Source organism: Mesorhizobium sp. LEGMi-168a (assembly GCF_058312955.1).
Window position 1 is genome coordinate 57030 of sequence record NZ_JBZEGV010000006.1, and the last position, 18080, is coordinate 75109.

At 64.0% G+C, this 18080-nt stretch carries 16 protein-coding genes; 8 read left to right on the forward strand and 8 right to left on the reverse strand.

Annotation, left to right across the window (positions count from 1 at the left end; translation table 11 throughout):
- Nucleotides 1-15: 15 nt before the first annotated feature.
- The 8 genes from AC4FWB_RS10610 to AC4FWB_RS10645 all read left to right on the forward strand — a co-directional run bounded on the left by AC4FWB_RS10610 (nucleotide 16) and on the right by AC4FWB_RS10645 (nucleotide 9177).
- On the forward strand, nucleotides 16-1188 hold the full coding sequence (locus tag AC4FWB_RS10610) for an iron-containing alcohol dehydrogenase (protein ID WP_491025952.1): 1173 nt from the start codon (nucleotides 16-18) through the stop codon (nucleotides 1186-1188).
- 244 nt (nucleotides 1189-1432) lie between these two features.
- Nucleotides 1433-2539 carry an ABC transporter substrate-binding protein gene (locus tag AC4FWB_RS10615; protein ID WP_491025953.1) on the forward strand — a complete coding sequence of 369 codons (1107 nt, stop codon included), beginning with the start codon at nucleotides 1433-1435 and terminating at the stop codon, nucleotides 2537-2539.
- Between the two features lie 62 nt (nucleotides 2540-2601).
- Nucleotides 2602-3591 carry an ABC transporter permease gene (locus tag AC4FWB_RS10620; protein ID WP_491025954.1) on the forward strand — a complete coding sequence of 330 codons (990 nt, stop codon included), beginning with the start codon at nucleotides 2602-2604 and terminating at the stop codon, nucleotides 3589-3591.
- Complete coding sequence (locus tag AC4FWB_RS10625) at nucleotides 3588-4379, forward strand: ABC transporter permease (protein WP_491025955.1); 792 nt, start codon at nucleotides 3588-3590, stop codon at nucleotides 4377-4379. Before AC4FWB_RS10620 ends, AC4FWB_RS10625 begins: the two co-directional genes overlap by 4 nt.
- An 11-nt stretch (nucleotides 4380-4390) precedes the next feature.
- Nucleotides 4391-5455 carry an ABC transporter ATP-binding protein gene (locus AC4FWB_RS10630; protein WP_491025956.1) on the forward strand — a complete coding sequence of 355 codons (1065 nt, stop codon included), beginning with the start codon at nucleotides 4391-4393 and terminating at the stop codon, nucleotides 5453-5455.
- A 183-nt stretch (nucleotides 5456-5638) separates the two neighbouring features.
- Nucleotides 5639-7192: a cation:proton antiporter gene (locus tag AC4FWB_RS10635; protein WP_491025957.1), complete on the forward strand. Its 1554-nt coding sequence runs from the start codon at nucleotides 5639-5641 to the stop codon at nucleotides 7190-7192.
- A 214-nt stretch (nucleotides 7193-7406) separates the two neighbouring features.
- Nucleotides 7407-8324, forward strand: coding sequence for an endonuclease/exonuclease/phosphatase family protein (locus AC4FWB_RS10640; RefSeq protein ID WP_491025958.1), 918 nt, complete (start codon nucleotides 7407-7409; stop codon nucleotides 8322-8324).
- Nucleotides 8325-8331: 7 nt separating this feature from the next.
- Nucleotides 8332-9177, forward strand: coding sequence for an EamA family transporter (locus AC4FWB_RS10645; RefSeq protein ID WP_491025959.1), 846 nt, complete (start codon nucleotides 8332-8334; stop codon nucleotides 9175-9177).
- Here the strand turns inward: AC4FWB_RS10645 and AC4FWB_RS10650 are convergent.
- From AC4FWB_RS10650 to AC4FWB_RS10685, 8 genes are all read right to left on the reverse strand, one after another.
- Nucleotides 9164-9481 (reverse strand): Dabb family protein, encoded by a 318-nt coding sequence (locus AC4FWB_RS10650; protein WP_491025960.1) that lies wholly within the window; start codon nucleotides 9479-9481, stop codon nucleotides 9164-9166. The two genes, AC4FWB_RS10645 and AC4FWB_RS10650, sit on opposite strands and share 14 nt — an antisense overlap.
- Nucleotides 9482-9491: 10 nt before the next feature.
- Entirely contained in the window at nucleotides 9492-11120 is a 1629-nt protein-coding gene (locus AC4FWB_RS10655) for a GMC family oxidoreductase (protein WP_491025961.1), read from the reverse strand.
- A 6-nt stretch (nucleotides 11121-11126) separates the two neighbouring features.
- Nucleotides 11127-11888 (reverse strand): 3-ketoacyl-ACP reductase, encoded by a 762-nt coding sequence (locus AC4FWB_RS10660; protein ID WP_491025962.1) that lies wholly within the window; start codon nucleotides 11886-11888, stop codon nucleotides 11127-11129.
- A gap of 160 nt (nucleotides 11889-12048) precedes the next feature.
- Nucleotides 12049-13551, reverse strand: a complete 1503-nt coding sequence (locus tag AC4FWB_RS10665; protein ID WP_491025963.1) for an FAD-dependent oxidoreductase — start codon at nucleotides 13549-13551, stop codon at nucleotides 12049-12051.
- A gap of 68 nt (nucleotides 13552-13619) precedes the next feature.
- Nucleotides 13620-14735, reverse strand: coding sequence for an ABC transporter ATP-binding protein (locus AC4FWB_RS10670; RefSeq protein ID WP_491025964.1), 1116 nt, complete (start codon nucleotides 14733-14735; stop codon nucleotides 13620-13622).
- A gap of 23 nt (nucleotides 14736-14758) precedes the next feature.
- Entirely contained in the window at nucleotides 14759-15703 is a 945-nt protein-coding gene (locus AC4FWB_RS10675; RefSeq protein ID WP_491025965.1) for a carbohydrate ABC transporter permease, read from the reverse strand.
- Nucleotides 15700-16659 carry a carbohydrate ABC transporter permease gene (locus AC4FWB_RS10680; RefSeq protein ID WP_491025966.1) on the reverse strand — a complete coding sequence of 320 codons (960 nt, stop codon included), beginning with the start codon at nucleotides 16657-16659 and terminating at the stop codon, nucleotides 15700-15702. The genes AC4FWB_RS10675 and AC4FWB_RS10680 overlap by 4 nt, the downstream gene beginning before the upstream one ends.
- Nucleotides 16660-16790: 131 nt before the next feature.
- The gene (locus AC4FWB_RS10685; RefSeq protein ID WP_491025967.1) at nucleotides 16791-18044 is read right to left on the reverse strand and encodes an ABC transporter substrate-binding protein; all 1254 of its coding nucleotides are present in this window, start codon (nucleotides 18042-18044) and stop codon (nucleotides 16791-16793) included.
- Nucleotides 18045-18080: the final 36 nt, after the last annotated feature.

Below are 18080 nucleotides of genomic sequence, written 5' to 3' on the forward strand. Positions count from 1 at the left end.
TTCGAAAGACAAGCAATGTCCAAGCTCATCTCCAAATGGAACTACCCCACCACCGTCCGCTTCGGCGCCGGCCGCATCAAGGAACTGCCGGACGTGCTGGCCGCGGCCGGGATCAAGCGGCCGCTCTTCGTCACCGATCCTGGGCTGGCGAAGCTGCCGGTCGTCGCCTCGACGCTGAAGATCCTCGATGACGCCAAGGTGCCTTACGGGGTGTTTTCCGAGGTGAAGCCGAACCCGGTCGAGTCCAACCTCACCGCCGGCATCGCGGTGTTCAAGAAGGGCAAGCATGACGGCGTCATCGCCTTCGGCGGCGGCTCGGCGCTCGACCTCGGCAAGCTGATCGCCTTCCAGGCGGGGCAGACGCGCCCGGTGTGGGATTTCGAGGATATCGGCGACTGGTGGACCAGAGCCAATTCGGACGCGATCGCGCCGATCATCGCGGTGCCGACAACGGCCGGAACCGGGTCGGAGGTTGGTCGCGCCGGCGTCATCACCAACGAGGCGACCCACACCAAGAAGGTCATCTTCCATCCGAAGCTGTTGCCGACGATCGTGATTGCCGATCCGGAGCTGTCGGTCGGCATGCCTGCCTTCATCACCGCCGGCACCGGCATGGATGCGCTTGCCCACTGCCTCGAAGCCTATTGCGCGCCAGGCTATCACCCGATGGCCGACGGCATCGCGGTGGAAGGCATCCGCCTGGTGTTCGAGAACCTGCCCAAGGCCTTTGCCAACGGCAAGGATCTGGTCGCCCGCGCCCATATGATGAGCGCCGCCGCCATGGGTGCCGCGGCCTTCCAGAAGGGGCTTGGCGCCATCCACTCGCTGTCGCATCCGATCGGCGCGCTCTACGACACCCATCACGGCATGACCAATGCGGTGTTTATGCCCTATGTGCTCGCCTTCAACCGTGAGGCAATCGATGAGCGCATCGCCCGGCTTGCCGCCTATTGCGGCATCAAGGGCGGCTTCGACGGTTTCGCCAAGGCGATCGTCAAGCTGCGCAAGGAACTCAAGGTGCCGCACGCGCTGCCCGGCCTGATCAAGGGTCTCGACATGGACAAGAAGCGCAAGGCGCTGATCGCCGACATGGCGGTGGTCGATCCGACCGCCGGCGGCAATCCGGTCAAGCTCACCAAGAAAGCGGCGCTGACGCTGCTCGAAAACGCCATCGCAGGGTCTGTGTAAGGCGATTTTTGCGGCGGAAAGTTGATCTAGAAACGAGGGGAAAGGAAAGGGAAAAGGGCGAAAGGGCAAGGAGGAGAATAATTAGCCGGAAAAAGAATCGCGGAGCGATTGCTACAACCGGTTAAAGAGAGTTTACTTTTTCGTGCTGCGGGGTGCCGGTTTCACAAAGCTTTCATCTGGCTGTCACACGAAAACGATACCGCATCGCAGGCGTCCAATGGCGTCAGTTCAATGGAGAGAACAAATGTTCAAGTTCACGGGGAAGGTGCTTTCACTTTCGGCCGCGGCGCTGTTTGCGTCGACGGTGATTTCGTCGGCGGCTTCGCTGGACGATCTCGCTAAGGCCGCGAAGGCGGAGGGCGAACTCACGGTCATCGCGCTGCCGCACGACTGGTGCGGGTATGGCGCCGTCATCGATGGCTTCAAGGCGAAATATCCGGACCTCAAGATCAACGAGCTCAACCCCGATGCCGGTTCGGGCGACGAGGTCGAGGCGATCAAGGCCAACAAGGACAACAAGGGCCCGCAGGCGCCGGACGTCATCGACGTCGGCCTGTCTTTCGGCCCGTCCGCCAAGAAGGACGGCCTGATCCAGGCCTACAAGGTGTCGACCTGGGATTCGATCCCCGACAGCGCCAAGGATGCCGACGGCTTTTGGACCGGGGACTATTACGGCGTGCTGTCCTTCGAAGTGAACAAGGACCTGGTCAAGGAAGCGCCGGCCGATTGGGCTGACCTGCTGAAGCCGGAATTCGCCAACTCGGTCGCTCTTGCGGGTGATCCGCGCGCCTCGAACCAGGCCATCCAGGCGGTCTATGCCGCCGGCCTTTCCGGTGGCGCGGCTGCCGGTGACGCCGCCGGCACCGCCGGCCTCGACTTCTTCAAGAAGCTCAATGCCGCCGGCAATTTCGTGCCGGTCATCGGCAAGGCAGCAACGCTCGCCCAGGGCCAGACGCCGATCCTGGTCACCTGGGACTATAACGCGCTGGCCGGCCGCGACACCCTGAAGGGCAACCCGCCCGTCGACGTCGTCGTGCCGAAGACGGGCGTCGTCGCCGGCGTCTACGTGCAGGCGATCAGCGCCTTCGCGCCGCATCCGAATGCCGCCAAGCTCTGGCTGGAGTATCTCTACTCCGACGAAGGCCAGATCGCCTGGCTGAAGGGCTATTGCCATCCGATCCGCTTCAACGATCTCGCCAAGAACGGCAAGCTCCCGGCGGACGTGATGGCCAAGCTGCCGCCGGCTGAATCCTACGCGGCGGCGGTGTTCCCGACGCTCGACGAGCAGGGCAAGGCCAAGGAAGCCATCACCAAGAACTGGGATGCCGTCGTCGGCGCCAACGTCAAGTAATCTATGAAATCGTCCGGGCGGCCGTGAGGCCGCCCGGTATCCTCCAGGACGGTAGCCGGCGCATGACCGATCTCTCGCTTTCCGATGAGGTAATTGCCGGAAAGACCGCGCCCCCAGGCGAGGCGCGCGCCTTGCGGCTGCCGACGCAGTGGCTCGGGGTCACGCCGTTCTTCGTCTTCGCCAGCATGTTCCTTATCCTGCCCACGCTCTATCTGATGCTGGGCGCCTTCCAGAACGATGCCGGCGAATTCACCCTCGAAAACATCGTTGGTATCTTCGACCCGCCCAATCTGTCGAACTATTTGCAGTGCCAGATCAATTCCTGGACTTTCTGGGTCAATGGAAACTGTAGCCTGCCCACGATCCTCGCCGCGTACTGGATCTCTATCAAGGTCAGCTTGGCCTCTTCGCTGATCGGCGCGTTTGCGGGCCTGGCGATAGCCATCGCCATCGTGCGCGGCGGCCTGCCGGACTGGATACGCTCGGCGACGCTGACCTTTTCGGGCGTGGCCTCCAATTTCGCCGGCATCCCGTTGGCTTTCGCCTTCCTTGCGACACTCGGGCGGCTCGGCCTCGCCACGGTGCTCTTAAACACCGTGTTTGGTCTCAACATCTATGCGCACGGCTTCAACATCCTGTCCTTCTGGGGCCTGACGCTGACCTATGTCTATTTCCAGATTCCGCTGATGGTGGTCATCATCACCCCGGCGATCGATGGGCTGAAGCGGGAATGGGGCGAGGCGGCCGCCACGCTTGGCGCCACCACAGCGCAATACTGGCGCATGGTGGTCATTCCGGTGATCTGGCCGAGTTTCCTCGGCACCGTGATCCTCCTTTTCGCTAACGCCTTTGGCGCCATCGCCACCGCTTACGCGCTGACCGGCTCGTCTTTGAACATCATTCCGATCGTGCTCTATGCGCAGATACGTGGTGACGTGCTGCACAACGCGCATCTCGGCTATGCCATCGCCTTCGGCATGATCGTCATCACAGGCCTGGCCAATGTCTTCTACATCTGGTTTCGGACACGCTCGGAGAGGTGGCTGAAATGAAGACCGGACGCTTCTGGGCCTGGGTCGTCTTCATCCTCGGCGCCGCCTATTTCTTCATCCCGCTGATCGCGACGGTGGAATTCTCCATGCGCATGCGGCGCGGCGCCTATTCCTTTGACGCCTACCAGATCGTGTTGGGCGATGCCCGCTTCCAGGCGACCTTCATGTATTCGGTGATCGCCGCCATCTTCACCATCATCCTCGGCGTGCTGGTCGTGGTGCCGGCCGCCTACTGGATCCGGCTGCGGCTGCCGCAGATCAGACCGGTCGTCGAGTTCATCACGCTGTTGCCGCTGGTCATTCCGGCCATCGTCATCGTCTTCGGCTACATCAGGATGTATGGCTCGAACTCGCCGCTGCCCTTCCTGGCGAATGACACGGCGACCAACGCCCTGCTGGTGATCGGCTACGCGACGCTGGCGCTGCCCTACATGTATCGCGCCGTCGACACCGGGCTTCGCACGATCGACGTGCGCACGCTGACCGAAGCGGCGCAGATCCTGGGCGCCGGCTGGGGCACGATCATCACCCGTGTCATCCTGCCCAACGTCCTGATCGCGGTGCTGTCGGGCGCCTTCCTGACCTTCGCCATCGTCATCGGCGAATTCACCATGGCGAGCCTGCTCAACCGGCCGGCGTTCGGGCCCTATCTGCAGAATATCGGCGCCAACCGCGCCTATGAACCGGCGGCGCTTGCCATCATCGCCTTCGCCATCACCTGGGGCTGCATGTCGCTGATCCAGATCCTGTCGCGTTTCGCGCCGAAATCGGCGAACCGCCCGAACTGAAAGTCAAAGTCATGGCCGAGCCGTTCCTCTCCATCCAGCATGTGCGAAAGTCCTTCGGCGCCACCACCGTGGTGCAGGATTTCAATCTCGACGTCGAGCCGGGAGAGTTCGTCTCCTTCCTCGGCCCGTCCGGCTGCGGCAAGACGACCGTGCTGCGCATGGTCGCCGGCTTCGAGGAGCCGTCGGCCGGCAAGATCGTGGTCAGCGGCAAGGACATCACCAGGCTGAAGCCCAACCAGCGCAATGTCGGCATGGTGTTCCAGGCCTATGCATTGTTCCCCAACCTGACGGTGGCGCAGAACATCGCCTTCGGACTGAAAGTCGCCGGTATGCCGAAGGCCGACGCCGACAGGCGCGTCGCCGAGATGCTCGACATCATCAAGCTGCCGCAGATGGGCGACCGCTACCCCTATCAGCTCTCGGGCGGCCAGCAGCAGCGCATCGCGCTGGCGCGCGCGCTGGCGCCGAAGCCGAAGCTGCTTTTGCTTGACGAGCCGCTGTCGGCGCTCGATGCCAAGGTGCGGGTGTCGCTGCGCGAGGAAATCCGTTCGATCCAGAAGAAGCTCGGCATCACCACCATCTTCGTCACCCATGACCAGGAAGAGGCGCTGTCGATCTCCGACCGCATCGCGGTGATGTATGGCGGCAAGGCCGAGCAGGTCGGCACGCCGTTCGAGATCTACAACCGCCCGGCGACCAAGTTCGTCGCCAATTTCGTCGGCACGCTCAATGTGCTCGAGGGCAAGGTCACCGACGCCGCTTCGGGCAAGGTGCAGGTCAACGCGCAAGAAGTCTCGCTCAAGGGCAAGCTCAACGGCTCGAAGTCCGGCGACACGCTGTCCTTGGCGCTGCGGCCGGAAGCGATCTCGCTGGCGCGGCAACCCGGCCACGACACCAGCCTGTCGGGCGAGATCGCCGAAGTGCATTTCCTAGGCTCGGTCATCCGCGTGCGCGTCGGCATCGGCGGCAACACGGTCTCGCTCGACACCTTCAACAACTCCGCGACGCCGCCGCCCGTCGTCGGCGAGAAGGCGGATATCTCGTTCTCGTCGGGCGACATGCTGGTCTTGCACTGACGGCGGCCCCAGGTCGCGCAGCGTCGACATGACGGATAGCAGCGGTTGCACTGGCCGGCGAGCATCGACCAGTGCAGCAGCTCTGCGGCGCGATCCGACAGGCAACGCAAACCCGCCAGACAATCAACAGCATCCTGCCCCGGGGGTACTGCCAAGCTTCGCGCTTCGCCGCTACGATAGGCCATGGCGCTGTTCGAGGTCACCCTTATCCTGCTTTTGATTGCCGTCGCGTTGACGGCGCTGTCGCGGTGGCTGGAGGTTCCTTATCCGTCGTTGCTGGCTTTGGCCGGAGCCGGGCTCGCTTTCCTGCCTGGCGCGCCGACGATCGAGATCGATCCGGAACTGGCGCTGGCGCTTTTCATTGCGCCGGTGCTTCTCGATGCCGCCTATGACACCTCGCTGCGCGATTTGAGGCGCTATCGGCTGTCGCTGGTGCTGCTGGCGCTGGGCGCCGTCGTCTTCACCACCGTTGTCGTTGCGTTCGTCGGCTGGAAGATGGTCGGCCTGCCGATCGCGGCGGCGATCGCGCTCGGCGCCATTGTTGCCCCGCCGGATGCCGTGGCGGCGAGCGCTGTGCTCAACCAATTCAAGGTGCCGCATCGTCTCACCGCCATCCTGCAGGGCGAGAGCCTGCTCAACGACGCCACGGCGCTGCTGATCTACCGGATATCAGTATCGGCCGCCATCGGCTCGGTCATGCTGAAGGACGCGGTGCCGGTGGTCCTGCTGTCCACCGTCGGCAGCGTTGCTGCCGGCTATCTGTTCGGCCGCTTCTCGCTGCTGACGCTAACGCGGATAGAGGACGCGGCAAGCAGCACCGTGGTGCAGTTCGCCGGGACCTTCGCCGTCTGGATCATCGCCGACAAGGCCGGCCTTTCGGCCATCATCACCATCGTCGTCTATGCCATCACCATCGCGCGTACCGCACCGCGCCGCATGTCGGCGAGACGCCGCGTCAGCACCTATTCGGTCTGGGAGTCGGCGGTGTTCGTGCTCAACGTGCTGGCTTTCGTGCTGATGGGCCTGCAGGCACGGTCGATCGTCAGCCGGCTCTCCGGCGAAGGGCAAGGCGATGCATTTGTCTTCGCCGCAACGGTGCTGGTCGTCGTCATCGCGGCGCGCCTCGTCTGGGTGCTGGGTTATGTCGCGGTCATGCGGCGGTTTGCCCGCTTCGACAGCGAAGAGCAGAAGCGAGATGCGCCGACGTTCCGCGGTGCCGTGCTCGTCGGCTGGTGCGGCATGCGCGGGCTGGTGACGCTGGTCGTTGCGTTTGCCTTGCCGGCCGGCTTTCCCGGCCGCGACCCGATCGTCCTTGCCGCCTTCGCGGTCGTCCTCGGCACGCTGGTGCTGCAAGGCATGAGCCTGAAGCCGCTGCTGCGCTGGCTCAATTTCGAGCGGGATACGACGGTCGATCGCGAAGTGGCGCAAGCGCGCGTCGCCATCATGCAGGCCGCGCTCGACGTGTTGAGCCGCAAGACGACGGCCGCCGCGGCTGTCGTGCGCGAGCAGTACGAGGCCCAGCGCCTGGTCGCGGAAAATCCGGAGGACGCGCAGGCCGCGACCGAATACGACCGGCTTCGCCTCTATGCCATCAACCGTCAGCGCGACACGCTGGAGGAGCTGCGCCGCAACGGCACGATCGGCGACGAGGCCTATCACCGGCTGGAAGAAGAGATCGACTGGGCCGAGCTGGCGGCATCGCCGGCCGGACGGTTCCAGCCGCTTACGACGTATTGAGAGAGAAGCTGGTCTGGGGCATTAGAGCAATTCACCGTTTCATGGAAACGCTGAACCGCCCTACTTCTTTGTTTTGACGCAATTCCGGACGGAAAACCGTTTCACACTTTTCCTGGAATTGCTCTAGCTGGACTATTCCGAGTGCCGCCGCGGTCCATTGCAACGCCATGGCAGAGGCGCTACTGGCGTGGCCATATATTCAGCCGGTTAACCAATGAAGCTGATCAGCTACAACATCCAGTACGGCTATGGCAGCGATGGGCGCTACGATCTCATGCGCTGTCCAAAGCTGGTTGACGGCGCCGACATCATCGCCTTGCAGGAGGTCGAACGGCATTGGCGGCGCAGCAATGGCGACGACCAGCCGGAGATCCTGTCGAGGCTGCTGCCCGACTATTATTGGGTCTATGGTCCGGCCTTCGACATGGACGCCAGCGAAAAGCGCGACGGCCGGGTCGTGAACCGCCGGCGCCAGTTCGGCACGATGCTGCTGTCGAAGCTGCCGATCGTCTGGTCTCGCCTGCATGCGCTGCCGCTGCGCCGCACGCTGAGGCCGCTCAACACCCGCAACGCGGCGCTGGAATGCATGATCCGCACGCCCGCCGGACCGCTGCGGGTCTTCTCGCTGCATCTCGCCCATATCGCGGCCGAGGAGCGGCTGGAACAGATCGACTACCTGCTTGGCGAGCATCGCCGCGCGCCGTCCGAAGGCGGCCCGTGGAGCGGCGCCGACGACGAGCCGCAGCGCAGCTGGAGCAATGGCCAGGCGGAGCCGGAGAACCCGCTGGCGGCGATCTGGCTCGGCGATTTCAACATGGAGCCGGGCAGCGCCGAATACCGGCGCATCGTCGGCAGCACGCCTTATCATCGAGGCGCCGCCTATATCGATGGCTTCGTCGATGCCGCAGCCGTAGCCAGCGAGCCGGTGGCTGACTTTCATACGCACGAGAAGATTATCGACGGCAGGCTGGCGAAACGCCGGCTCGACCATTGCTTCGTCGGCGGCATGCTGGCCGGGCGCGTGCGTTTGGTCAGCGCCGATATCGGCGAGGTCGCTTCCGACCATTTTCCACTCAGGGTCGATATCGATCTGGAAACGCCGGGCATCGCCCCAGGCCTGGCCGACAGGTGAGCCGGGCATGACGCTGTTCGTCTTCCTCGCGGTGCTCTCGGCGGCAGCCATGCATGCGATCTGGAACGCGCTGGTCAAGGTGCATCTCGACCGCTTCCTGTCGATCACGCTGATGACGCTCGGCATGGGATTTGCCGCGCTCTTCGCGCTTCCCTTCGTCGAGGTGCCGAAGGCGGAAGTGTGGCCTTACATCATCGCCTCGGTGATCTTCCATATGGGCTACCGGACCTTCCTGATCGGCGCCTACAAGGCCGGCGACTTCGCCCAGACCTATCCGCTGGCGCGCGGCACGGCACCCTTGCTCTCGGCGCTCGGCGGCATCGTCCTGGTGGGAGAAGTTCCGCCGCCGCTTGCCATCGTCGGCATCATGCTTTTGTCGGCGGGCACACTGGTGATGTCATTTCGCGGTGGCGTGCATCTCGAACGGTTCAATCTGCGCGCGGTCAGCTTCGCGCTCGGCACCTCGATCTTCATCGCCAGCTACACGCTCTCCGACGGCAGCGGCGCCCGTCTGGCGGTGAGCGCACAAAGTTACGCGGCCTGGCTGTTCGTCTGCGACGCGGCATGGGCGCTGGTGCTGTGCGTTGCCTTCCGTGGCCCGCAGTCGCTCCCGATGCTGGCGAGCGACTGGAAGGCAGGGCTGTTCACCGGCGTGCTCAGCGGCGCCGCCTACTGGATCGTGATGTGGGCGATGACCAAGGCGCCGATCGCCTCGGTGGCGTCGCTGCGCGAGACCTCGATCCTGTTCGCCATGCTGATCTCGGTGCTGGCGCTGGGCGAGAAGATGACGGCCTGGCGCGCCACCGCTGCGCTCGGGATCGTCGCCGGCGTGGTGGCGCTCAGGCTTGGCTGATTTCAAGATCGATGACCATCAGCCCATCGGTGCCGCCTTCGAGCGCCGCGACCAAACGGGCGCCGGCGCGCCGATGCGCTTCGTGCACCAGATAGGCGTCGCGGGCAGCGGCATCGCGGAAATCGATGGTGAAGCCATGGCTGAAGCCGCGCGCGAAGGGCTCGGGGCTGACATTGGCGCTGAATTTTACGTCACCCATGCCATCGATCAGCGAACGAAGTGCTTGAAGATCGGCGTGGATCGCCGCGCGCTCGGCGGCGAGCACATCGTCGCGGAAGCGGACGAAGACGCAGTGCCTGATCATCGCTCGTACCTCAAGCCGCCCGGTTGCCCTTGAACACGGCCGGCGGCAGCGGCTCGCGGCCGAGGATCAGGTCGGCGCCTTTTTCGCCGACCATGATCGTCGGCGCATTGGTGTTGGAGGAGGGGACGCGCGGCATCACGGAGGCGTCGCAGACGCGCAGGCCTTCGATACCGCGCAGCCTGAGATCCGGCGTGACCACCGCCATCGCATCATGGCCCATGCGGCAGGTGCCGACCGGGTGATGGTCGGTCTTGGACGCGCGGCAGGCATAGTCGAAGAGATCGGCATCGCTTTGCAGGGCAGGGCCGGGCAGCACCTCGCGCAACACATAAGGTTGGAGCGCCTTCTGCCGCATGATCTCGCGCGCTAGCCTGAGCCCCTTGATCGACATGTCGCGATCATACGGGTCGGACCAGTAGTTCGGATCGATCAGCGGATGGTCGGCCGGGTCGGCGCTCTTCAGCCGCACCGTGCCGCGCGAGCGCGGGCGCAGGAAAGCCGAGTTCAACGTCACCCCCGGGTTCTTCAATTTCTCGACGCCGGCCTCGATGCCCGAGCCGAGGCCGAGATGGAACTGGATGTCGGGCGAGGCGGCCGTCGGGTCGGCGTACCAGAAGCCGCCGGTCTCGAAGAGGCTTGAGGCGACAGGGCCCTTCTTCAACAGCAGATATTGCAGGCCCGCCCACATGGTGCGGTGCAGCTTGGCGTAGTTGTCATAGGTGTGGTCGCCGGTGCATTCGGCGATCACGAACAGGTCGAGATGGTCCTGCATGTTGGAGCCGACGCCGGGCAGGTCGTGAACCGGCGTCACGCCGACCGATTTCAGATGGTCGGCCGGGCCGATGCCGGACTGCATGAGAAGCTTCGGCGAGCCAATGGCGCCGGAGGAGACGATCACCTCGCGGTTCGAACGCAGGATCGTCTTTTCGCCGCCTGGCTTGTCGACCACCTCGACGCCGACGGCGCCACCCTTCTCGACGACGACGCGGGTGACGAGCACGTCGGTCCGGACCGTCAGATTCTTGCGGGCGCGGATCGGCTTCAGATAGGCGACGGAGGCGGAGGAGCGCCGCGCGTCCTTCTGGGTGAGTTGGTAGTAGCCGACGCCCTCTTGGCTTGAGCCATTGAAATCCGGATTGAAGGGGATGCCCATCTCTTGCCCGGCGCGGAAATAGGCCTCGCAGATCGGCAGCGGCGAGATCGGATTGGAGACGCCGAGCGGGCCCTGGTCGCCATGGAAATCGTTGGCGAAGCGCTGGTTGTTCTCGGCGCGCTTGAAATAGGGCAGCACGTCGCGATAGCCCCAGCCGGCGAGCCCCTCTTCCTTCTCCCACGCGTCATAATCGCGGGCATTGCCGCGCGTGTAGATCTGGGCGTTGATCGACGAGCCGCCGCCGACGACCTTGGCCTGCGTGTACCAGAACACGCGATCCTTCATGTTCTTCTGCGGCACGGTCGACCAGCCCCAGGAGGCGATGCCCTTGGTCATCTTGGCGAAGCCCGCCGGCATGTGGATCAGCGGATGCCAATCCTTGCCGCCGGCTTCCAGCAAAAGCACCGAGTTCGAAGGATCTTCGCTCAGCCGGTTGGCGAGAACGCAGCCGGCCGGACCGGCGCCAACAATGATGTAGTCAGCCATGGTTCCTCACAAGCGCGGCACGGAGAGTGCGCCGTCGACATCGATGACCGATCCGGTCGAAAAACCGAATTTTCCCGAAGCCAACGCGGCCACCACGGCGCCGATGTCGGCGGCTTCGCCCCAGCGTTTCGCCGGCACCAGGCCGCCTTCGATCAGCGCGTCATATTTGGCGGAAACGCCTACCGTCATGTCGGTGCGGATGATGCCCGGCCGCACCTCGAACACGCCGATGTTTTCCGCGGCGAGGCGCAGCGCCAGGTTTTTCACCCACATGGAAAGGCCGGCCTTGGAGATGCAGTAGTCGGCGCGTTCCGGCGACGCCATTGTCGCGCTGACCGAGGTGATGGTGATGATCGATCTGGCAGAAGCGGCAGGCGTCGCCAGCATAGCCTTGGCGACCGCCTGGCTGAGGAACACCGTGCCGCGCAGATTGATAGCCAGCGCGCGGTCGAAGTTCTCCGGCTTCAGCTCCAGCAGGTCGCCGCGCACCACGGCGCCTATGCCGGCATTGTTGACCAGGCAGTCGATGCTGCCGAAGGCGTCCATCGCCGCTTCAACCAGTTTCCGATGGCCGGCGAGGTCACCGATATCGCAGGCGGCATAGGCGAACTTCGCACCGCGCGCGGCGATCTTGTCGGCAAGCCCTGCGGAGGGCTTTTCAGCGAGGTCGGCGACAAGGATATCGAAGCCGGCATCGGCCAGCGCCTCGGCGCAGGCGAGGCCTATGCCGCGCGCGCCGCCGGTGACGATGGCTCCCGGGCGGGTCATATGAGCATATCTCCACCAATGTCAGCGCTGCCCCTCATCCGCCTGCCGGCACCTTCTCCCGGTATAGTGACGGGGAGAAGGGGGATGGCCGCGACGCTGGCGACTCCCTCTCCCCGTCTTTCACGGGGAGAGGGTAAGGGTGAGGGGCGGCGCCGACCTATCATGCGGCAAGCTCCGTCTTGCGGATGTGGTCGGCGACACGCAGCGCTTGCGCCGCGATCGACAGCGCCGGGTTGACCGCAGCCGAAGTCGGCAGGAAGCCGGCGTCGACGACGAACAGGTTGTTGTGGTCATAGGCGCGGCAGAATGGATCGAGCGGCGAGGTAGCCGGATCGTTGCCCATCTTCACCGTGCCGCACTGATGCGAGGGCGTGCGCTTGTCGAAGGGCCGTGACAGCACGATCGGATAACCGCAGGCGCGGAAGTTTTCGCGCATCACCTTGGTCAGGCCTTCCAGCGACTGCATGTTGGAGCGCCGCCACTGCATGACGATCTCCTTGCCGTCGACCATGATGCGGCTTTCGGGATCGGGCAGGTCCTCGCACATCAGGTACCAGTCGACGGCGTGGCCGGCCATGAAATCGAGCGCGAATTTCGGCGCCAGTTTCACATTGGCCTTGAGCATGTTGCCGTCGATCTTGCCGAGCAATTGCACATTGCCCAGCGGCTTGCCGCCCTTGCCGTCCGACAGATAGTAGTCGTTGAGCATCAGCGTCTTCTGGTAGACGGCGTCGTTGCGGCGGCGCGGGTCGATCGCCAGCATCGCGCTCGAATTGTGGTTCATGAAATTGCGGCCGACCTGGTCGGAGCTGTTGGCGAGACCTTTTCCCTTTGCCGAAGGCGAGCGCAGCAGGATGACGGCCGAGTTGATGGCGCCGGCCGAGAGGATCACCAGTTTCGGCGAGAGCTTCTTCTGCGCACCGTTCTGCGTGTAGTGGATGGCGGCGATCGACTTGCCGTCCGGCGAGGCTTCGAGCCAGTCGACATGGGCGCCGGTCTCGAGCCGGATATTTTTGTCCATAAGCGCCGCCGCCAGCGGTCCGGTTTGGGCATCGACCTTGCCTTGGCCGGTGTTCGGGAAGGCATCCCAGCCTGTCTTGCCCTCCTTTAGCCAGGCTTCGATGTCGACGCCGAGCGGCAGCGAAGCGGGATGCAGGCCGAGGCCTTTGAGTTCGGCGCGGGCGCGTGCGATCGAAGGCTCGTCGGGCACCGGCTTGAACGCGTAGGGGATCGAATGGAACGGCTCGGTCGGGTCCTCGCCGAGGCTGCCGCGCACGCGAAAAAGCTGCTCGGCCTTCGAGTACCAGGGCTCGAACTCGTCGTAGGAAAACGGCCAGGCCGGCGACACGCCGCCGAAGTGCTCGAGCTCGGAGAAATCCTCCTTGCGGTAGCGGATCAGCACCGCGCCGAAGAACTTCGAATTGCCGCCGACATAATAGTAGTTGCCGGGGTTGAAGGCGGCACCTCCGGCCTCGCGCCACATCTCTTTCGGCCGGTAGTGGCCGTCGACGAAGATCGACCGCGTCGAGCGCGCATGCGGCGTCGCCGGCAGCGGTTCGCCGCGCTCGAGGATCAGGATCGAGGCGCCGCTGCCGGCCAAACCGGAGGCGATCGTGGCGCCGCCGATGCCGGAGCCGATGATGACGATATCCGGATTTGCCATGGTCTAAAGATCTTTATTTCGATGCATGTCGTTGCCCCAAAACCGGAGCCACTTTTGGGCGACATGCATCAGAGAATGCGCTTCTCGGTCGCCGGGTCGAAGAACACTGCCTTGCTGAGGTTGAAGGCCAGCGGCGTGCTGGTGCCGGGCTGGATCCTGGCATCGGCGCGCAGCCGCGCCACCACGCCCTTGCCGCCGAGATTGGTGACCGCGAACGTATCCGATCCCGCCGGCTCGACCACTTCGATGTGACAGTCGGCGGTGGCGATCTCAGACCCGTTGCGTTCGGCCCCTTCCGGATCGGTCAGCGCTTCCGGGCGAACGCCGAAGATGACCGGCTTGTCCTTGAACGCCGCGAGGCCCGCCGGCGCGCCGGGAAGGGACAGCGTGATCGGCTGGCGCGCCTCGCGATCGAGCACTACGGACAAGCCGCTGCCATTGGCGCCGATCTTGGCCGGGATCAGGTTCATCGCCGGCGAACCCATGAAGTCGGCGACGAAAACGTTGGTGGGGTTGTTGTAGACTTCGGCCGGCGTGCCGAACTGCTGCACCTCACCGTCGCGCATCACGGCGATCTTGGTCGCCAGCGTCATCGCCTCGATCTGGTCGTGGGTGACATAGACGATCGTGGTGCCGGTCGCCGCATGCAGGCGCTTGATCTCGACGCGCATGTCGACACGCAGCTTCGCGTCGAGGTTGGAGAGCGGTTCGTCGAACAGGAAGAGTTTCGGGTCGCGCACCAGCGCGCGGCCCATGGCGACGCGCTGGCGCTGGCCGCCGGAGAGCTGGCTCGGCTTGCGCTGCAGGAGATGGCCGATCTGCAGGATCTTGGCCACCTTGTCGATCGCCGCCTGGCGCTCAGCCGCCGGCACACCGCGCATCTCCATGCCGAAGGCGATGTTTCCGGCCACCGTCATGTTCGGATAGAGCGCGTAGCTCTGGAAGACCATGGCGATGTCGCGCTTCGAAGGATGCAGATCGTTGATCGCGCGGCCCTCGACGCGGATCTCGCCCTCGGTGATGTTTTCCAGCCCAGCGATGGTATTGAGCAGCGTGGACTTGCCGCAGCCGGATGGCCCGACCAGCACGAGGAAGCCGCCCTTTTCAAGCTCGACATCGATGCCCTTCAGGATCTCGACATTCCCGAAACGCTTCTTCAGCCCATCAATTTCCAGAAAAGCCATGGTCGTTCCTTCAGAAAATAGGGTCAGCCCTTGACCGCGCCCGCCATCAGCCCGCGCACGAAATAGCGGCCGGCGACGACGTAGACGATCAGGGTGGGGAGCGCGGCGATCATCGCCGCGGCCATGTTGACATTGTATTCGACGACGCCGGTCGAGGTGTTGACGACATTGTTCAGCGCCACCGTCATCGGCATCACGTCGCCGGTGCCGGCGTAAGCCGAGGCGAACAGGAAGTCGTTCCAGATGTTGGTGAACTGGTAGATGACGGTGACGACGAAGATCGGCATCGAGTTGGGCAGCATGATGCGGCGGAAGATCTGGAAGAAGGACGCGCCGTCGACCTGCGCCGCCTTGATCAGCTCGGTTGGGAAGGCCTCGTAATAATTGCGGAAGAACAAAGTGGTGAAACCGAGGCCATAGACGACGTGGACGAAGACAAGGTTCACGGTCGAATTGCCGAGGCCGAAGTTGAAGCCGGTGGCGTTCCGGAGGGTGGCGCCGAAGCGGCCGATGCTGCCGAGGATCGTCGCCATCGGCAAAAGCACCGATTGGAACGGGATGAAGCAGGCGAACAGCATCATCGCAAAGACCAGCGTGTGGCCGCGGAAGCGCCATTTGGTCAGCACATAGCCGTTGAGGGCGCCGAGCAGGGTCGAGATCAGCACCGCCGGGACCACCATCTTGATGGAGTTCCAGAAGTACCCCTTGATGCCGGCGCAGGTCAGGCCGACGCAGGTCTCGCCCCAAGCCTTGAACCATGGCGCGATGGTCGGCGACTGCGGCAGCGACAGCATGTTGCCGTTCTGGATCTCGTCCATGGTCTTGAACGAGGTGACCAGCATGACGAAGAGCGGCATCAGGTAGAACAGCGCGAACAGCGCCAGCAACCCGTAGATGACGATCCGGTTGATCGTCCTGGCGCTGATGCCGCTCGATGCCTGGCGGGCAGGTGAGGTGACGGCGCTCATCGCGGCTTCTCCCTGAGCTCGGAATAGAGGTAAGGCACGATGATCGCGGTCAGCGTCATCAGCATGATCACGGCGCTGGCGGAGCCGACCGCCATCTCGTTGCGCTTGAAGGTGAACTCATACATGAAATTGGACGGCAGCCAGGCCGAGCCGCCGGGGCCGCCGCTGGTCAGCGCCACGACCAGGTCGTAGGACTTGATGGCGAGGTGGGCGAGCACGATGAAGGCCGAAAGGAACACCGGCCGCAGCAGCGGAATGACGATGCGCCGATAGAGCTGGAAGGTGGAGGCGCCGTCGATCTGCGCCGCCTTCATGATCTCGCCGTCGATGCCGCGCAGGCCGGCCAGGAACATCGCCATGATGAATCCGGAAGCCTGCCAGACGCCGGCGATCACCACCGTGTAGATGACGAAATCCTTGTTCTTGATCCAGTCGAAATGGAAGCTCGTCCAACCCCATTGGTGCAGCGTCTGCTCCAGTCCGAGGCCGGGATCGAGGAACCATTTCCAGGCGACGCCGGTGACGATGAAGGAGAGCGCCATCGGGTAAAGGTAGATCGGCCGCAGCATGCCTTCGCCACGGATCTTCTGGTCGAGCAGGATGGCGAGGAACAGGCCGAGCGCCAGGCAGATCAGGATGTAGAGAAAGCCGAAAATGCCCATGTTGGTGATCGAGGTGTACCAGCTCGACGGCGGGTCGCTCTCGAAGGTCCAGCGCCACAGCCGCTGGTAAGCGCGGGCACCGGTGATGGCGTAGGAGGGGAAGGTCTTGGAGTTGGTGAACGACAGATAGATCGTCCACAGGATGAAGCCATAGACGAAGACGATCGTCGCCGCGAAACTCGGCGCCAGCACGATCTTCGGCAGCAGATCCTGCAGTCGCGAGCGGACCGTCGCGGTGGGGCGGGCGTCGTGCTCCGGCGTCAGTTTCGCGGTGGTTTCGGCAACTGTGCTCATCGGCTCATCCAGTACCGGTTTGTCAGGGGACCGACCGGCGCGAACTCACGCCAGCCGGAACAATCCCAGACTTTTGCTTCGATAGAGGCCTTCCCCGACAGGAGCGGGGAAGGCTCAGGTTCAAGCGCGGCTTACTTGGCGTCGTCGATCGCCTTGACCAGCTCGGTCACGGCCTCGTCCGAGGTCTTGATCTGACCATGGACGAACTTCGATATGACGTCCTTGTAAGCGTTGGCGACGGCCGGAGGCGCGCCATAACCCTGGGCCAGCGAGCCGAACAGCGTGCCGCCCTCGTTGGCCTTCTTCAGGTCGGCGATGCCCTTCTTGCCGCAAGCGTCGAAGTCGGTGTCCGGCACGTCGGTGCGGGCCGGAACGGAGCCCTTGACGACGTTGAAGGCCGACTGGAAGCTCTTCGACAGGGTGGCGGTGGCCAAAGCGACCTGGGCGGCCTTGCGGTCGTCCGGAACGTTGAACATGCCGAACATGTCGGAGTTGTAGATCACAGTGCCGTCGGTGCCCGGGAAGCGATAGCAGAGGAAGTCGGTACCCGGGGTCTTGTTGGCGGCGTGGAACTCGCCCTTGGCCCAGTCGCCCATGACCTGAACCAACGCATCGCCCTTGATGACCATGGCGGTGGCGAGGTTCCAGTCGCGGCCCGAGAAGTTCGGATCGACATAGGTGACCAGCTTGGCGAGGTTGTCGAACGACTTCTTCATCGTGTCGGACTTGAGCGACTCGTCATCGAGGTCGTTCATCGCCTTCTTGTAGAACTCCGGCCCGCCGGTCGACATCACGACGGAGTCGAACATGGTGGCTTCCTGCCAGTTCTGGCCGCCAAGCGCGAGCGGGATGACGCCCGCGGCCTTCGCCTTGTCGAGCAGGGCGATGAAGTCGTCGAAGGTCTTCGGCTCGGTGCCGCCGATCTTGTCCATCACCGCCTTGTTGATCCACAGCCAGTTGACGGAGTGGACGTTGACCGGAGCCGCGACCCACTTGCCGTCATAGACGGAGAACTTCTGCAGGGCGGCCGGAACCGACTTGTCCCAGCCTTCCTTCTTGGCGGTCTCGGTGAGGTCGCCCATGACGCCGGCGGCGGCATAGTCGAGCACGGTGTAGCCGAGCATCTGCGAGGCGGTCGGATAGTTGCCGGCCGCGACCATCGCCTTCAGCGCGGTCATGGCGGCGTCGCCGCCGCCGCCGGCCACCGGCACGTCCTTCCAGGCATAGCCCTCCTTGGCCAGATCCTGCTTCAGCACGTTCAGAGCGGCCGCTTCGCCGCCCGACGTCCACCAATGCAGCATCTGCACTTCCTTGACGTCCGCGGCATGCGCCGAGAACGCAAAGCTCGTCGCAAGAGCCGTTCCGATAAGCAGTTTGCGCAACATTTACTACCTCCCTTGTTGCATTCACATCACCGGCGG

Bases quoted from the DNA above. Each gene is read 5' to 3' on its own strand.
- AC4FWB_RS10610 (WP_491025952.1), top strand. From the start codon at position 16: ATGTCCAAGCTCATCTCCAAATGGAACTACCCCACCACCGTCCGCTTC.
- AC4FWB_RS10615 (WP_491025953.1), top strand. From the start codon at position 1,433: ATGTTCAAGTTCACGGGGAAGGTGCTTTCACTTTCGGCCGCGGCGCTG.
- AC4FWB_RS10620 (WP_491025954.1), top strand. From the start codon at position 2,602: ATGACCGATCTCTCGCTTTCCGATGAGGTAATTGCCGGAAAGACCGCG.
- AC4FWB_RS10625 (WP_491025955.1), top strand. From the start codon at position 3,588: ATGAAGACCGGACGCTTCTGGGCCTGGGTCGTCTTCATCCTCGGCGCC.
- AC4FWB_RS10630 (WP_491025956.1), top strand. From the start codon at position 4,391: ATGGCCGAGCCGTTCCTCTCCATCCAGCATGTGCGAAAGTCCTTCGGC.
- AC4FWB_RS10635 (WP_491025957.1), top strand. From the start codon at position 5,639: ATGGCGCTGTTCGAGGTCACCCTTATCCTGCTTTTGATTGCCGTCGCG.
- AC4FWB_RS10640 (WP_491025958.1), top strand. From the start codon at position 7,407: ATGAAGCTGATCAGCTACAACATCCAGTACGGCTATGGCAGCGATGGG.
- AC4FWB_RS10645 (WP_491025959.1), top strand. From the start codon at position 8,332: ATGACGCTGTTCGTCTTCCTCGCGGTGCTCTCGGCGGCAGCCATGCAT.
- AC4FWB_RS10650 (WP_491025960.1), bottom strand. From the start codon at position 9,481: ATGATCAGGCACTGCGTCTTCGTCCGCTTCCGCGACGATGTGCTCGCC.
- AC4FWB_RS10655 (WP_491025961.1), bottom strand. From the start codon at position 11,120: ATGGCTGACTACATCATTGTTGGCGCCGGTCCGGCCGGCTGCGTTCTC.
- AC4FWB_RS10660 (WP_491025962.1), bottom strand. From the start codon at position 11,888: ATGACCCGCCCGGGAGCCATCGTCACCGGCGGCGCGCGCGGCATAGGC.
- AC4FWB_RS10665 (WP_491025963.1), bottom strand. From the start codon at position 13,551: ATGGCAAATCCGGATATCGTCATCATCGGCTCCGGCATCGGCGGCGCC.
- AC4FWB_RS10670 (WP_491025964.1), bottom strand. From the start codon at position 14,735: ATGGCTTTTCTGGAAATTGATGGGCTGAAGAAGCGTTTCGGGAATGTC.
- AC4FWB_RS10675 (WP_491025965.1), bottom strand. From the start codon at position 15,703: ATGAGCGCCGTCACCTCACCTGCCCGCCAGGCATCGAGCGGCATCAGC.
- AC4FWB_RS10680 (WP_491025966.1), bottom strand. From the start codon at position 16,659: ATGAGCACAGTTGCCGAAACCACCGCGAAACTGACGCCGGAGCACGAC.
- AC4FWB_RS10685 (WP_491025967.1), bottom strand. From the start codon at position 18,044: ATGTTGCGCAAACTGCTTATCGGAACGGCTCTTGCGACGAGCTTTGCG.